Here is a 15,182-nt window from a genome sequence, read left to right as displayed (position 1 = left end):
AAGAGTATAAAAAGGATATATTACAGTGCCCGCAGATGAACACAGAGAGACTCCTTTTCCTTGACATCATAAAGGCGTTCGCGATTCTCCTTGTAATATTTGTCCATATGCAAAACTTTCTGTCCGCAATAATCATACCAAATTATTATCTCATTGAAGGGCTCAAATTCCTTGGCCTGGCCTGTTTTACGTTTGCATCAGGCTATGCAATTCATGAAAACAACATGATATTAAAGGACAGATACGATATTCTGCATTTCTATAAGAAGAGAATCACAAGGGTATATCCGCTTTATCTCGCCGCACTTTTCCTGTTTTTCATCTGTTTTCAGGTACTGGGGCTCTTTCATGCCATAAACTACAGCCTCGCAGGATGGGCTGCAAATATACTCTGTATTCAGGTTCTTTTGGCAACACCTTCATTCGAACCCGTATTTACACTCTGGTTCATCGGTTTCATAATGGTAATGTATGCAATATACCCGCTTTTCTCGGGCGGTAAGGGAGTGACAGGCAAAAAAGTCTTAGCTGCCATAGCAGTTTTCATCTTCCTCCTGGTAATTCACGAATCATTTGATATTATCGATTACAGGCTATTTTTCTATTATTTCTTTTTTATTTTCGGAATGCTGGCATCAAAGGCAAAATACAGATTCGGATTTATCGAAAAGCCGTTCAAAAATCATAGAAAAATCGTCGTACCTGGCATAACTGCGCTTGCATATGCGTCATACTGTATCTACCTGTTCCATATGCCTGTCTTTGCCGTAACAAACGTCTTCATAAAAGGTGCAGGAATATCAGGAGCATTGCAAAATGCAGTTTTGCTCATGCTCATAATTCCGGCATTATTTGTCATGTGCTGTTATATCCAGAAAGGATATGATAAAATTATCAGAAAATCAGGAAGTTTCAGGGAGCTCTAAAGCAGGAAAGGTCTTTATTATCAGACCTTGTTCACACAAGATGATGGATATCAGGAGTAGTATAAAAAGAGTCCCTCAGGATTTTATCATATAAGTCCTCATATGCCATTTCCCTGCCTTTTACCTCATTAAACTGTGTGATTAGGTCTTTGTCCGGGTCCTTCATAACCTCACCGGAGAGCCGTTCTGTCTCTTTCTTTAACTTCTCTTTCTGCTCATAAAGGTAATTGTGTAACTTACTCTAGTCAACTATCATATTAAATCTCAGCCTACTCTGCGACTACAATTTATCATCTGATTTCATGAGATATAAATTCTGGTCAGCAGGGGACGGGCGGATGAATTCCGGAGGTTGAATTTGCAAAATAAATCAGGGTGCAGACTACGGGTACTAAAAAACAGAAACGGGAAACCAAAACATTATGATAAAGGACTCCAAAAGGAGGTTATCCGGAAAAAGAACCGGTTCAAAACCGGGAGGCAGGGTGCGGTTTTTAAGCAAATATTATGTCAGGCCAGAACATGAAACAAAATTATTCACAGACCAAGCAGGCATTAAACGATATGAAAACCTCAGAAATGGATTTTCTTCACCCATTTCCTAAATCACTCCATGCAGAGATTGATATAGGTATTTTCGTAAAAGAAGAGAGCCTCTTAGGGGAAATGACAGAAAAAGCACTCCTGGAAATCCTGAAAAAACTTGAAAAAAGTCTTGACAACACACCTGCAACCTACTGCATTCTGCTTCCGTTTGAAAAAAATCCCGGTCATGAACTGATGGAAAAAGTTCTTTTAAGCCGGAAACCTGACCGAAAAAGTCCTATTGATATTGTCCTTGTAAAAAAGCCTTATAAAAATGCATCCGTCTTAAACGCTGCAGAAAAAACTGAACCTTTCAATAAAGAGATCAGGTACAGGGTAACCGAATCGGATGAGAATTCCAAAACAAGCGGTTACGACCCCGTTTCAGACAAAATCGCAGAGATAAGCAATCTTATAATTGTTGTAGGAGAATGGGAGCCTAAATTGTCAAAATACCGGAGAGGAAGCGTTTTTGCGCTTGCAAAACACTACGGGACGACAATCATCGCCATAAACCCCGATAACGCGGAAATCTGCGAAATTCCTCACGAGGACAGGATATTTGAGTCATACAAAAACCTGAACGAGTACAACAGCGAAAAACTCCCGAGAAAAGCATATGAAAAAAGGGTCGAAATGGATATCGCGACAATAAAAAAAGAAGCAAAAAACTCCGGACTTTCCGAAGAACTTGTAAAAGACCTGTATACCTCCATGATCCCGCATTTTACCAGATCAAAGATGCTTTCGGAAAAATACAGGTTTTTTTACTCGCTTGCAGGAACTTCCGTGCCCCTTCTTGCAGCGCTTGCAGTCTTCACAATCACTATACAGACTCTTTTTTTCCATGATTACCCCGAACTCGTCTGGTTTGAGGTAATAGAAATATTAATGATAATCCTTCTTATGGCCGGGTCAAGGTACGGGGGCTATCACAGAAAATGGATAGACTACAACTTTTTTTCAGAAAGGATACGGGCCGCCTTCTTTTTGTATGTGGCATGCATAATCTGCAAAAAACCAGACACCCCGCCGCATATGAGCCTTGCACACCGCCCGAATGACTGGATGGTAATAGCTTTCGAATCCGTCATCCGTGAAACGCCCCTTAAGTACTGCCGGATTGAAACGCCCTTTGAACCCGTAAAATCGTTTATTATATCAGCATGGATAAACAACAGGCTTTCATTTTACCGCAGGGAAGGAAAAAATTCCGCAAAAAAATACAGAATACTCTCCTTATCAGGCGAACTTTTATTTCTGCTTACTCTTATTCTTGCGGTAATCCACGCCCTGGGAATAGGACACTGGGAGGATAAAAATATCAGCGGGTCACTTGTCCTGGCAGCCCTTACGATAACAATGCCTGCACTTGCCGCCGCAGTCTCCTCAATAAGGGTCCAGAGAGAATATCTTAGAAACGCGGAAAGATATTCCCATATTGAAAGGCACATAGCCTCCATAAAAAACGAAGTCGAACACGTCAGTGATATGAACAGACTGCGTGAATTCCTGGAGGAGATGAACGAAATAACTTTAAGAGAACAGCAGGACTGGAGGATAATATTCAGGTTTCGTGATATAGAACCCGTATAAAAAAAGTGTGTAATTACAGATTACTCAGCGGATATTCTTTTATCCGCACTTTGAATAATCTTTTCAAGCATCTGCTGGTATGTCATCCCGGAAATTTCGGCCATTTTTGCGAGGTGACCGTCCCAGCACCACCCCGGATTCGGGTTTACCTCAAGAAGCCGCGGGGTGTTGTTGCGGTCAAGCCTCCAGTCAAACCTTGCATAATCCCTGCACCAAAGCCTCCTGAAAAGCTTCAGGCAGCTTGCAACCAGAAAACGCCTTGCATCCTCCGGAAGGTTTGCACTGACCGACTTTACACGGCTGTACGGGGAGTCAGGGTCCCATTTCGCCTCGTAGCCGCAGATTTTCGGCAGGTCATCAGGAAGGTTTGAATAGTCCTCCTCTATTATCGGGAGGACTTCATAGGAACCGGGAGGGTTTCCGATTATCCCGACACTGATATCCTTGCCGGAAAGATACTCCTCAACCATTATTACACAGTTGTCGAAATAAGTGAAATTGTATCCTTTTATTTTTAAAAGAGCCTTTTTCATCCGGTTTATAGTGGTGAAATCATCATCGTCGAAGACGCACGAAGGCTTTACCGAGTCCGAAAGCCTCGGGTCTCCCATGACAACGACTACGGATTTCTTTTTTTCTTTGGATTTTACGACAGGAGTCCACTTTTTTTCAACAACGGCCGTCGCAAGAAACCTCCTTGCCATCATCCCGAGATCCTGGTTTCTGCGTGATTCTGAAACAAGAGGATTTTCGACTGATATCTCATGAAAGTCGCACTCCTTAAGCATTGCAGAGATTTCTTCTCCGCCGTAAAGCCTTTCCGAGTAGAACTGGTCAGCTATAACTCCTTTTTTTACGTGGGTTATAACTTCTCTTGTAACAAGTCTCTGTCTGTCAGAGGAAAGACACCTCTCACGACATACAAAATAGTTCTGGTCAATCCATTCCCAGCTTCTCGGGACAAAATTTGTTTTCAGGTATTTGCCGTCTGATATATCCAGGAGAAGTCTTCCTTTAGGCTTTAAAACCCTGAATACCTCTTTTAATACTTTCTTGTCGTCATCGTTGGACTTGAAATACCCAAAACTGTTTCCGGGAATCAAAACGCAGTCAAAAGTATCGCACGGGTAAGGAAGCTCTCTTGCATCCCCCTCCCTGAAATTTACATGCAGGCCAAGACTTTTGTTCTGCTTTTTTGCCCGTGTTATAAGGTAATGAGACCTGTCAAGACCACATACGTCAAGACCACATACATTTGAATAGCCCCTCTTTGCTATCTCAAGTGAATGCCTGCCCTGGCCGCAGCACAGGTCAAGAATAGAACCGTCTTTCGGCGGATTTACTTTTGAAAGAAAAATGTCAACTTATTTTTTTGTTATTCCATCGTCATCTATAACGTCGCCGTCGGTCCTGAGGTAATTTGCGTTGAAAATTTCCATCCACCAGTCGGCGCGTACATAGCTTTCAAGGCTTTCCACAGGCCCGAGTACATTTGTGATTCCTGATTTGCCATGACTTTTGTTTATTTTTTCCTATAAAAATTTCAGTTATTTTTTAAGGGGAAATATTTTGCTGAAGGACAGTTGTTTTCCATTCATCAATGAATTCAGAAGGATATTTTGAGCAGGGAAAGTGTACTCGCGCAGAAAAGAAGTGCATAATGCCGGATTAGCATTTTTTACAGGCCAAACACGGTGGCAGCCGTTTTTAAAAATGTTCGTGAATCTGAAATCACTGCTTTGCCGGAAATCAAAACAAACGAAAAGAACTCTTGCCTTATACGAGACAAAAAAATGACCAAAATAAGTAAATTTATATCTCCCGCAGTTCAGGGCTTTTTTATTCAGACATCAAAATCACTTATTTCCCACCCAAGAGACTCTTTTATTATAATATAAGCCATTTCCGGGGGGATTACGCCCTGCTCTGTTATTATCAGGTCGATGTAATCTGCAGGGGTCACATCGAATGCAGGATTTCTTACGGTAACGTTTGGGAGGGTCAAAGAGACAGACTTATCAAGGACTTCCGAGGAATCCCTCTCCTCTATTCTTATAAGTTCACCCGTTATCGTCCTGGGAGCAAATTTGTAGGTCTCGGCTGCAACTATAAAAGGCGTCCTTGCCTCGTGAGCTGCAAGGGCTATCTGCGAAGTGCCTATTTTGTTTACCACAGCGCCGTTTGCGGTAACGGCATCAGAACCGACAATTACAAGAGTCACCTGCTTCATAAAAAAACGGGCCGCAGAATCGACGATGAAATTTGTCTTTACACCGGCATCAGACAACGCCTTTATCGTTAAAAGTCCCTGTTTTCTGGGGCGGACTTCGGTTGCAAAGACCTCAAAATCCTTACCCTGCCTGTGAGCTTCAATGATGCACGCAATTGCGGCCTGCGAGTTGCAGTGGGTTAAAATAACGTCCCCGTCCCTTATATGCCTTGCACCGATCTCTGCAATACGCCTGACAGCGGCATTAGAACTCTCAACGAAATCGTAGGCACTTTTTCTGACAGAGTTTAATGCCTCTTCATAGCTCTCTGCACTTCTCACTCCTTTCATAACGATATTAACAGCGTTTGGAAGTGAAACTGCCGTAGGCCTTGTCTGCAGAAGAATGTCCGCCGCAGATTCCATTTCCTTTTGAAATGTCTTCAGATCACTGGTTTTCAGGCTTTCCGAGTATTCCTTCAGAGCAGTCGCACACGTCCGTGCAATTCTTCCTGCGCCTCTTATTTCCATGTTTTTTATTTTCCGGGCGGTATCGGCAAGTGACATAGATTTCCGGTTAAAGATAATGACAGTATACTTATAAAAAAACAACTTATCACGGTTGAAAGCCAATAACCGGATTTTTGTTATCACGGGCGTTGTACTATCTTTCGGGTGCCATTATTCCAACACAGGACTTCATCCTGAAAAAAGAAATATATTAGTTAAATGAAATAATTGACTATGCTGGGAGAACAGACAAACCCATGAAAAAAATACTCCTGATAGATGACGACTACAGCATATTATCATTATATTCAAAATTTACTGAAATAACAGGGCATATACCAGTAACTGCAACTGATCTGAGTGAGTGCATGGACGTACTGGAAAGAAATACGCCTGATTTGATTCTGCTGGACATTCTTATGCAGCCTGAAGACGGATGGGAAATTCTTGGTAACATCAGGAAGAAGAATTTTTCAAAAGATTTACCTGTGATAATTCTTACTGCAAAGACACCTCTTCAGTCTGAGGTCCAAAGATACGGCGCAATGATAGACGGTTACCTGATGAAGCCTGTAACTCACAGAGTCTTCAGGCAAAAAATAGACAGGTTCTTTGATTCTGCACATAAAATACGGGCATTTTCAGAAGTACTCGATAAAAAAGATGTCAGCAAATGTATAATCAATGAGTACAGGTCAGTCTGCCGCCAGTACCGGTTTTTATGTGACATAATTGAGATCTACGAAAGAGAAAACCTATCACTTGAAATTACGACATTTGATAAAAGAAATATATGCAACAATAACCCTGAAGACTCAAAGGAAATAGGAAATATAAAAGCGAGCATACTTAAATCCAGACTCCGCATAAAAGAGATAGAATGCCTTGCATAAATAAGTCAGAGAAACCTGCTGCCTGCAACAAAATTTAGAGTAAATAAAATCATATTTTTAGGGAAAAATTTTTTTCACATTTTTAAAAATTTGCATTATAATATAATTGAGTGATAATGCAGAATTATATGTACTAGAATAGCATAAGGTATAGATAACAGCCTAGTCTGTTGGAAAATAAAAAAATGAGTGAAAGAAATTTTGGAGGCCAGCACAGAAACTCCGGCCCCCGCGAACCAAGAGAAATGTATAAAGCAGTCTGCTCAGATTGCGGAAAAGAGTGCGAAGTTCCATTTAAGCCTACAGAAGGAAGACCAGTATACTGCAGGGACTGCCTGCCAAAATACAGGAAACCTAGGTATTAAATAAATTAATTCTTTTTTTATCCGGTACAGGGTTTTATATCTATTTTACCTGAAAACTAAAAAAAGCTTCAGGATTAAACCGATTTGTGCAACGGCAGAATAATCGCCGGACAGATTTATTATACAGAAAGTGCAATCCATCTTTATTTAAGAAAGATTATGGACTTTTCAGTTTTTTCAGCACAAAGGCGGAGGAAATTTCTTTCAGCGGCAGTTTTGACAGCCTTATTAATTCTTCTCTCCGCATTATCCTCAGGATGCACCGGTACGAAAAGCCAGGACTATATGCCGCAAAATTTAAGCGAAAACAAAATATTACGGGAAATTGATGAAAACGCTTCTTCTGCTATAAATCAGACTGAAAATACCAACAGCCCGGATAAGACGGAGTCACAGAACGAAACGCAGAGTTTTGAGGAAAACGGATATAATTCACTGTACCCGCAGTTGATTGCAGACAAAACAAAGGAAGATGAATACGAAAAAAGGACTTTTACGACAAAATTTCAAAAATCAGAGTATGATGTGACATTTGACGTAAACATGTCAGTTTTAAACGGGGCGGCAAACGCCAACAAAAGCCTTGCCTTCCATATTGCACGCGAGCCGGAAGAAGTTCAGGTCAGTTACTACAAATCATTCTTTGAAGGTCCCGAAAACGACATTTTCCTGAATGAAACCCTGAAAAAACTGAGACATATCAAAATTGCAAACAGTTTCAGCGATGAGGAATACCTTGAATACCTTATTGCATTCGTCCAGCAGATACCGTATGACAATTATGCACAGGGGACACGCTTTCCCGTAGAAGTGATTTACGACAAAACCGGTGACTGCGACGAAAAAAGCATGCTTTTAATAGGTCTTCTTGAAAAAAGCGGTTATGATGTGGCACTGATTCTGTTTCCAAAACAGGGGCATGCAGTTGCCGGAATAAGAATAATTCCCGGCGGCGATACCAATTTCAGGATGTACAGGTCTGATGACGGCAGAAAATACCTCTTTATAGAGGCTACCTCCCCAAGCTATATCGGACTTTATCCTGATGAATACGAAGATGCAAATGCAGTCGTAATACCCATCGGAGAAAACGGAAGAAGTTATAACAACTACAATTACGTTGCATATATCGTTGGCAACAAAAAGAAAATTGAAAACAGAATTTTGTATTTTGAGAAAAGACTCAATGAAATCTACGATGAGGCAGTAACACTTGAAGAAAAACTGAACAACCCTCAAAAGTACTATAATACCCAGGAGGAGTACGATTCAGACTACCTGAAATATTCAGGTCTTGCCAATGAATTCAGGGAAATTCATGAGTATTACCTGAAAAACATTGAAGTTTATGAGTATATTGTAAATTACCCTTATGATGTCGAAGGGGTCAGAAGAACGATATACAACAGCAAAGTGAACGATATAGAATATTAGCCCTTATTTTTCACCATGAATAAATAAGAAAAAAATGAAACCCAATATTTTGGTCTCTAAAAAAATAGTCTATTTTTATTTCTTCCTCAAAAAAATCAGGCGGTTAAATCCCACCACATCGCAACAACGTTCTGCTTCTCCGTAAAAAGCCCGTCCTCTGCATGCGGAAAGACCAGTTTTTTTATCTCTTCAAAGACATCATTGTCGACCTCTCTGAACCTGCCGATAAAGGATGCAATAGACCTTGCTTTTTCCTGCGCGGTCATGGTGCTTGTATACGAAAAATGGCTTACATTAAGAAGCCTTCCCCACTGGCGGAGAATGACGTAAGCAAAATAATCTCCGTCAGGCTCAAACTCGCCGCCGTATTTTTGGCCGGTAATCTTTTCAAAAACGTCCTTTACCAGCTGTCCGCGTCCTGCAGGCTGGACAATTGCACAGTACTTCTTTGAAGCATTCTCCATTTTAATAAGATGCTCCTCCAAATCCGGAATCATCCAGAGAAAATGTGAACAGAAAACAAGAGAATACTTGTCCTTTAACTTTTCATCGTCTGTTCTGAGCCAGTTGGTATTTATAATATCAACGTTTCTGCACCCGTTGTCGCTGAGGTTTTTTTCAAGGTGGGATATGTTTCTTGCAGAAAGATCAATACATGTAATCTTTTTGGTCATTTTGCTGAGAGGGACGGTCACAGTCCCGGGGCCTGGCCCTATCTCCAAAACCTCATCAGATGAATCTATAAATTCCGAGAATATTCCGGCGGTTTTTCTACCATATTCATATTCACCCTGTGACACCCTTTTTGAAAAATCAGACGCAGCCTTATCCTTTATCTGCGGGTCAAACGAGAGTTTCGGGCCTTTGAACCTCTCGTGCAGTATCGACTGTCTTGCATCCTTCCAGTTTATTGTATATTTCAGCTCTCTTTTTTGGGTATTCATAAAAAGTTTTTTCAGTTTTATATTATAAATCACATTTGATTAAGCATTTGAAAAAATCAACAAAAATTACTGCAAAAAAGATTCATTGAATTTTTACCGCAGTTGATATTCATACAGGATAAAAAACAGAAGTTATTATTTGAAATAATTATTCAGGAGTCCTGCGCCAGTAGCCTGACGGAATTTTATCTATGAGCATTCCTTCCACAAAAACGGGCATAAGCTGCCTTGCCTGCTCTATAGCCTTTTCAAGCCGCCATTTTCTGTCGGCGTATATTGTGTATATGGGTTCCCCCTTCTCTACCTTCTGGCCTCTCTTCCTGTGCATGTAAATGCCCGCACCCTTGTCATGCGGTGCACCGGCAATTCTTGCAATCGAAATAAGGGCTTTGTTTTTCATTTCGACAACATAACCGCTCTCGGGAGCGTTGACCTCAAAGGAAAATTCCCCGGGATTAAAGTCATTTGACGTGACATCCGGGTTTCCGCCCTGGACGGCTATAATCTCCTTCATCTTCGAAAGCGCCTTTCCGCTCTTCAGAATTTCCTCTGCAAGCTCAAAACCCATTCCCGCCGGAGTTTTCCCAGCCATTTCAAAGGCCATGCCTGCAATTGTAAGGCTTTTCTGTATAAGAGAACCAGGCTCATCCGACCCTTCAAGGACCGACAACGCTTCTCTGACCTCCAGGTTTACGCCTATGCAGTGCCCGACGGGGGCTTCCCCATATGTAAGTGCACATTCAACACGTATCCCGAACCTTTCTCCAAGCTCTATGAACTCCCGGGCAAGTTTTCTGCCTTCGTCAGCGGTCCTGACCTTGGCCTCACTTCCTACAGGAATATCGATTACGACAAGGTCAGCTCCGGCGGCAATTTTTTTTGCCATAACACTTGCAAGCATCTGCCCGCGTGCGTCTATTTTAAGTGGATATTCATAAATTATTATCCTGTCGTCAGCAGGAGCGATATTCGTCGCCCCTCCCCAGACAATCGCTCCGCCTGTTTTTTCGGTCATGACCTGAAGCTCCTGCGCTGAAAACTCCACGGGTGCCAGTGCCTCCATGAGGTCTGCCGTCCCGCCGGCGCCGGTAATGGCCCTTGAACTCGTTTTAGGTATTTTGAGGCCGGATGCTGCGATTACAGGAACAACGAGAAGGGAAATTTTATTTCCGGGAACGCCGCCTATCGAGTGCTTGTCGACAATAGGATGTGACGAAAACGAGAGTTTTTCACCCGTTGTGACCATAGAACGCGTCAGAAACTCAACTTCGTCCATATCAAGCCCGTTTATATATGAGCCCGTAATAAACGCACTGGTCTCACCGGGAGACAAAACATCTTCTACAATATCGGTCACAATAACGTTCATCTCGTCGTAATTCAGTTTTTCCCCGTCCATCTTCTTTTTTATGAAGTCTATAGACACAGGCCGGTCTGCGGACCTCACCTCAAATTCATCGCCGTCGGATGCATTCAGCCTCTTATTGGTCTTGAGGTATATCCCGAAATTTCCTTCAGGAAATATTGTCTTTGTTGTAACAACGAAGGCCTGAACAAACGTCCCCGTACCCTCTCTTATAATCTGGACGCGGTCTCCGTCAAGGACTCCTATTTTCCTGGCATCCCCTTCGTTTAAGACAACACCCTTGTAATCAATATCAAGAAGTTTCGCGGTAAGTTTAACCATATAAATGCAACTCTCTAATAATCCTTGAAGACTGATTGGCACCGGACAGGTAAATTCTTTATGGACGGGGAATTGCCAAAAAATATGCAAATCCGGCACCAGAAACGTGGTTTCAGTGATACTTCTCATAAACGCCGGGACATGTCTTTTCGGGACCCGGGACATAAAAAAGGATACGAACAAAGACATCATAAACAGGCGGTTTTACCTACTGCTTCATAACTGATGGAATCATATGTATAGTAGGAGACCTGAAAAATGGAAACCAGTAAACTGTATGTCGGAAACCTGACATACTCCGTGGATGATAAACAGCTGGAAGAACTGTTTTCTCAATATGGTGATGTTAAAAGCGTCAAAATTATTGAACGTAAAGGATTTGGATTCGTCGAAATGGGCACTGCCGAAGAAGCCGAAAAGGCAAAAGAGGCACTCAACGAGACTGAATTTGAAGGCCGCAGACTGAGAATAGACGAGGCAAGACCGCCGCGTCCCAGAAGAGAATTCAACAGCAGATACTAAAAGTATCTGCCTGATATTCTTTTTAACAATCTGAAAAGAAAAGCTGTATTTTAACAGCAGTATTTTCAGTTTTGCAAATGCATCTATTTTTGATTGATTTATTATTCTGACTTTTTAATTTGAGCTTATGTTCTGCCCTGCAAGATATCCAGTTGAAAACGCAGCCTGAAGGTTGTAACCTCCGGTGTCACCGTCGATATCAAGAACTTCTCCTGTAAAATATAAATTTCTGCAGATTCTGGATTCCATTGTCTTCGGATTAACCTCTTTCAAGTCAACACCGCCTTTTGTGACCATACCCTCATTCAGACCTCCGATTGAATCGATTACAAAAGGATGGTCACAGATTCCCTCAGATATATCATTTCTTTTGCTTTTTGAAAGATGCGCACATTTTTGATCATGCTTTATTTCAAGAAGATCCAGTATCCTTCTCGCAAACCTTTCATAAAGGCCGTACCCTGTTATTACCGACTTTACGGATTTTGTCCCGTTTAAAGATATCTTTTCCGTAAAATCCTTTAAAAAATCCTCTTTTCTAATTTTCCCGATAAAAGAAATTTTTATGGTGTCACCTGGTTCTGCATATCTTGAGATGTGAAGAATTCCGGGACCGGAAAGACCCCTGTGAGTAAAGAGAATGTCACCAAAAAGCTCTTTTTCCTTTTTATTGCGGCGGTATAAAGAGATGCCTGCATTTTTAAAAGAGATTCCGCTTAAACATGCGAAGTGATTGTCGCGGACATATACAGGACACAGGGCAGGAGATGCTTTTTTCACAGTATGACCAAAATGTTCCGCAATTTTATAGCCGTCTCCTGTAGAGCCGGTTTTAGGGTATGTAATCCCTCCTGTTGCAATAACAAGACTTCTGCATGAATATCTTTTGGCCAGAGTTTCTACAAGAAATGAACTATCTTCAAAACAAGCTTTGGTCAGCGTTTCTCCGCATTTTATAATGACATTTTTTGCAGAGCACTCATCAAGCAGAACTTCAAGGACGTCAGAAGACTTTTTTGAGACAGGAAAAACTTTGTTTTGTTTTTCAACAACCGTTTCGAGGCCGCGTTCGTTAAAAAAATTTACAAGATCGTCATTTGTGAAATTGAAAAGAGAAGGCTTCAGGAAATTTCCTTTCTCTTTGTCCCCGTATTTGATGAAAAAATTTTTAATATCTCCGCTCTGCGTGATATTGCACTGCGAAAGACCGGATATCAGCAGTTTTTTGCCGCAGATCTCATTTTTTTCAATGACTAAAACCCTGTTTTTTCCTTCTGAGGCACTGACGGCACAAAACAGACCTGACGGTCCGCCTCCGGCTATTATAACGTCGTAATATTCTGTTGATTTATTCAGGACAGCACAACCTTTTGTTATCATTATTGAATGAACATTATAAAATATGATGCAGTGTTTACATGGAAGTCCTGACGCCGGGATAACTATATATTCAAACCTATGTCAACTATGAGAAACATGGGGAAACAAAACCTCAAAATAGGACTTATACAGACTGAAGTTTCAGATAATACGGACTGCAATATCAAAAAAACACTCCTGCTTGCAGAAGAGGCACTCAAGAAAGGTGCAAAAATAATCTGCCTCCAGGAGCTTTTTTCAACGCCTTATTTCCCGCAGTATGAAAATAATGATGCCGAAAAATACGCCGAGAGTATCCCCGGAAAAGCGACGAATGTATTTTCAGAGCTTGCAAAAAAGTATCACGCCGTTATTGTGTTAACTGTATACGAAAAAGCAGATGATAACAGGCATTACAACTCGGCAATAGTAATAAACTCCGACGGGACACTGATGCCTGCATACCACAAAGTTCACATCCCCTATGATCCCCTATTCTACGAAAAGGACTACTTTTATCCGGGAGACTCATATCAGGTCTACGATACGATATACGGAAAAATAGGTGTCTTAATCTGCTACGACCAGTGGTTCCCGGAAGCTGCAAGAAATCTTGCACTAAACGGCGCTGAAATTATTTTTTACCCTACCGCAATCGGCTACATCTCAGGTCTGAAAGACACTGCCGAAGGCGACTGGAAGAACGCATGGATGACAGTCCAGAGAGGTCATGCCATATCAAACAGTGTTTACGTCGCCGCCGTAAACAGGACAGGCAGGGAAGGAGAGCTTGAGTTCTGGGGAAATTCATTCTTATGTGACCCTTTCGGAAACATTACGGCAGAAGCGGGTGATAAAGATGAAATCGTCCTTGCAGACATCGATTTCTCCCTGAACAGGGATATAAGGGAGGGATGGGGATTTCTGAAAAACAGGAGACCTGAAACATATGATACCCTGACAAAACCGGTAGAAGGACGTTTTTTAAGCGAAGGTTATACCTGCAACCCGAAAAAGCGTCAGGACACTCCTAAAAAACTAGGGTACCGCATGCCTGCCGAATGGGAGAGGCACGATGCGGTCTGGCTGTGCTGGCCGTATGATATCGAGACATTTTTTGACATTGAATCGGTTGAAAAAACATATACCGCAGTTGTATCCTGGATATCCTCCGGTGAAATGGTAAATCTCCTTGTCAAAGATGAAAACATGCGTGATAAAGTCAGGAAGATTCTTTTTGATGCAGGATGCCCTCCCGGAAAAATAAATTTTTTCGTACAGGAATACGCAGACGTGTGGATACGCGATTACGGGCCGGTTTTTGTCGTAAACAGGGATAAAAAAAGCATCGCAGCAGTTGACTGGGTATTCAATGCATGGGGCGGCAAGTATGAAGACCTGAAATCAGACAATGTTATCCCGTCGGCTTTATCAAAAATCCTTCAATTAAACCTGTTTCATCCCGGAATCATACTTGAGGGCGGGTCAATCGACGTAAACGGGAAAGGCTCACTTCTCACGACACGACAGTGCCTTCTGAACAAAAACAGAAACCCGCACCTGAAAAAGGAGGAAATCGAAGAATATCTTGACGAATACCTGGGTGCGGAAAACGTAATCTGGCTTGAACAGGGAATAACAGGCGATGACACGGACGGACACATTGATGATGTCGCAAGGTTTGTAAACCAGAATACTATCATATGTGCAGTTGAGGAAAACCCGGATGATGAAAACTACGAAATACTCAGGAAGAATTTTGAGATTCTTAAAAACTCAAAGGACGAATCAGGCAGTCCCCTGAATGTGATTAAAGTCCCCATGCCCGGAAGAGTCGACAGCAAAATAGCGCTACCTGCAAGCTACACGAATTTTTACATAGGAAACGGAATTGTAATCGTTCCGGTATTCAAAACGAAAAACGATTCAAAGGCTCTGGAAATAATCAGAAATGCATTCCCCGACAGAAAAGTTGTCGGAATAGACTGCCGCATGATGGTCTACGGACTTGGGACAATTCACTGCGTAAGCCAGCAGCAGCCTTCGGTATAAAATTTCTGCTTAAAATAATTACATTTTTCCCTGAGAGAAACCCCGACAGAATACATCAAATGTACCTGATGACTTGGAAAAGAGTTCAGGACTTAATCCC

Annotated in this window: 14 protein-coding genes; 8 read left to right on the top strand and 6 right to left on the bottom strand. The window is 41.8% G+C overall.

What is annotated here, in order from left to right:
- The first annotated feature begins 35 nt into the window (after window positions 1-35).
- Window positions 36-926, top strand: a complete 891-nt coding sequence (locus tag J2128_RS08340) for an acyltransferase (RefSeq protein WP_209690665.1) — start codon at window positions 36-38, stop codon at window positions 924-926.
- A gap of 31 nt (window positions 927-957) precedes the next feature.
- On the opposite strand, the gene J2128_RS12885 is transcribed toward J2128_RS08340, so the two are convergent.
- The gene (locus J2128_RS12885) at window positions 958-1,092 is read right to left on the bottom strand and encodes a hypothetical protein (RefSeq protein ID WP_281069291.1); all 135 of its coding nucleotides are present in this window, start codon (window positions 1,090-1,092) and stop codon (window positions 958-960) included.
- Window positions 1,093-1,348: 256 nt separating this feature from the next.
- On the opposite strand from J2128_RS12885, the gene J2128_RS08335 reads away from it, so the two are divergent.
- Together J2128_RS08335 and J2128_RS08330 are read left to right on the top strand one after the other, a co-directional pair.
- Window positions 1,349-1,531, top strand: coding sequence for a hypothetical protein (locus J2128_RS08335; protein ID WP_209690664.1), 183 nt, complete (start codon window positions 1,349-1,351; stop codon window positions 1,529-1,531).
- Window positions 1,491-3,107, top strand: coding sequence for a hypothetical protein (locus J2128_RS08330; protein ID WP_209690663.1), 1,617 nt, complete (start codon window positions 1,491-1,493; stop codon window positions 3,105-3,107). Before J2128_RS08335 ends, J2128_RS08330 begins: the two co-directional genes overlap by 41 nt.
- A 20-nt stretch (window positions 3,108-3,127) precedes the next feature.
- Here the strand turns inward: J2128_RS08330 and J2128_RS12970 are convergent, their stop codons facing one another.
- Window positions 3,128-4,465, bottom strand: a complete 1,338-nt coding sequence (locus J2128_RS12970) for a methyltransferase domain-containing protein (protein ID WP_348632389.1) — start codon at window positions 4,463-4,465, stop codon at window positions 3,128-3,130.
- Window positions 4,466-4,950: 485 nt separating this feature from the next.
- Window positions 4,951-5,883 carry a ribose 1,5-bisphosphate isomerase gene (locus J2128_RS08320; protein WP_209690662.1) on the bottom strand — a complete coding sequence of 311 codons (933 nt, stop codon included), beginning with the start codon at window positions 5,881-5,883 and terminating at the stop codon, window positions 4,951-4,953.
- Between the two features lie 200 nt (window positions 5,884-6,083).
- On the opposite strand from J2128_RS08320, the gene J2128_RS08315 reads away from it, so the two are divergent.
- From J2128_RS08315 to J2128_RS08305, 3 genes are all read left to right on the top strand, one after another.
- The gene (locus tag J2128_RS08315) at window positions 6,084-6,719 is read left to right on the top strand and encodes a response regulator (protein ID WP_209690661.1); all 636 of its coding nucleotides are present in this window, start codon (window positions 6,084-6,086) and stop codon (window positions 6,717-6,719) included.
- 185 nt (window positions 6,720-6,904) lie between these two features.
- On the top strand, window positions 6,905-7,084 hold the full coding sequence (locus J2128_RS08310; protein ID WP_209690660.1) for a CxxC-x17-CxxC domain-containing protein: 180 nt from the start codon (window positions 6,905-6,907) through the stop codon (window positions 7,082-7,084).
- Window positions 7,085-7,300: 216 nt separating this feature from the next.
- Window positions 7,301-8,518, top strand: a complete 1,218-nt coding sequence (locus tag J2128_RS08305; protein WP_209690659.1) for a hypothetical protein — start codon at window positions 7,301-7,303, stop codon at window positions 8,516-8,518.
- A gap of 95 nt (window positions 8,519-8,613) precedes the next feature.
- On the opposite strand, the gene J2128_RS08300 is transcribed toward J2128_RS08305, so the two are convergent.
- The gene (locus J2128_RS08300; protein ID WP_209690658.1) at window positions 8,614-9,462 is read right to left on the bottom strand and encodes a class I SAM-dependent methyltransferase; all 849 of its coding nucleotides are present in this window, start codon (window positions 9,460-9,462) and stop codon (window positions 8,614-8,616) included.
- A 148-nt stretch (window positions 9,463-9,610) separates the two neighbouring features.
- On the bottom strand, window positions 9,611-11,149 hold the full coding sequence (locus J2128_RS08295) for an AMP phosphorylase (RefSeq protein ID WP_209690657.1): 1,539 nt from the start codon (window positions 11,147-11,149) through the stop codon (window positions 9,611-9,613).
- A 258-nt stretch (window positions 11,150-11,407) separates the two neighbouring features.
- Here J2128_RS08295 and J2128_RS08290 point away from each other — a divergent pair, with 258 nt between their 5' ends.
- A complete protein-coding gene (locus tag J2128_RS08290) occupies window positions 11,408-11,671 on the top strand; it encodes an RNA-binding protein (protein WP_209690656.1) in 264 nt (87 codons plus the stop codon).
- 114 nt (window positions 11,672-11,785) lie between these two features.
- Here the strand turns inward: J2128_RS08290 and J2128_RS08285 are convergent, their stop codons facing one another.
- The gene (locus tag J2128_RS08285; RefSeq protein WP_245323486.1) at window positions 11,786-13,051 is read right to left on the bottom strand and encodes an NAD(P)/FAD-dependent oxidoreductase; all 1,266 of its coding nucleotides are present in this window, start codon (window positions 13,049-13,051) and stop codon (window positions 11,786-11,788) included.
- Between the two features lie 96 nt (window positions 13,052-13,147).
- On the opposite strand from J2128_RS08285, the gene J2128_RS08280 reads away from it, so the two are divergent.
- Complete coding sequence (locus J2128_RS08280; RefSeq protein WP_209690655.1) at window positions 13,148-15,082, top strand: agmatine deiminase family protein; 1,935 nt, start codon at window positions 13,148-13,150, stop codon at window positions 15,080-15,082.
- The last annotated feature ends 100 nt before the right edge of the window (window positions 15,083-15,182 follow it).

Source organism: Methanomicrobium sp. W14 (assembly GCF_017875315.1).
In the GTDB taxonomy this organism is placed as follows: domain Archaea; phylum Halobacteriota; class Methanomicrobia; order Methanomicrobiales; family Methanomicrobiaceae; genus Methanomicrobium.
The sequence above is the reverse complement of the archived record's forward strand: the minus strand, read 5'-3'. Positions and strand labels throughout refer to the sequence as shown.

Excerpts from the sequence above, each read along its gene's own strand:
- J2128_RS08340 (WP_209690665.1), top strand. The coding sequence starts at position 36 with ATGAACACAGAGAGACTCCTTTTCCTTGACATCATAAAGGCGTTCGCG.
- J2128_RS12885 (WP_281069291.1), bottom strand. The coding sequence starts at position 1,092 with ATGAAGGACCCGGACAAAGACCTAATCACACAGTTTAATGAGGTAAAA.
- J2128_RS08335 (WP_209690664.1), top strand. The coding sequence starts at position 1,349 with ATGATAAAGGACTCCAAAAGGAGGTTATCCGGAAAAAGAACCGGTTCA.
- J2128_RS08330 (WP_209690663.1), top strand. The coding sequence starts at position 1,491 with ATGAAAACCTCAGAAATGGATTTTCTTCACCCATTTCCTAAATCACTC.
- J2128_RS08320 (WP_209690662.1), bottom strand. The coding sequence starts at position 5,883 with ATGTCACTTGCCGATACCGCCCGGAAAATAAAAAACATGGAAATAAGA.
- J2128_RS08315 (WP_209690661.1), top strand. The coding sequence starts at position 6,084 with ATGAAAAAAATACTCCTGATAGATGACGACTACAGCATATTATCATTA.
- J2128_RS08310 (WP_209690660.1), top strand. The coding sequence starts at position 6,905 with ATGAGTGAAAGAAATTTTGGAGGCCAGCACAGAAACTCCGGCCCCCGC.
- J2128_RS08300 (WP_209690658.1), bottom strand. The coding sequence starts at position 9,462 with ATGAATACCCAAAAAAGAGAGCTGAAATATACAATAAACTGGAAGGAT.
- J2128_RS08295 (WP_209690657.1), bottom strand. The coding sequence starts at position 11,149 with ATGGTTAAACTTACCGCGAAACTTCTTGATATTGATTACAAGGGTGTT.
- J2128_RS08290 (WP_209690656.1), top strand. The coding sequence starts at position 11,408 with ATGGAAACCAGTAAACTGTATGTCGGAAACCTGACATACTCCGTGGAT.
- J2128_RS08285 (WP_245323486.1), bottom strand. The coding sequence starts at position 13,051 with ATGATAACAAAAGGTTGTGCTGTCCTGAATAAATCAACAGAATATTAC.
- J2128_RS08280 (WP_209690655.1), top strand. The coding sequence starts at position 13,148 with ATGGGGAAACAAAACCTCAAAATAGGACTTATACAGACTGAAGTTTCA.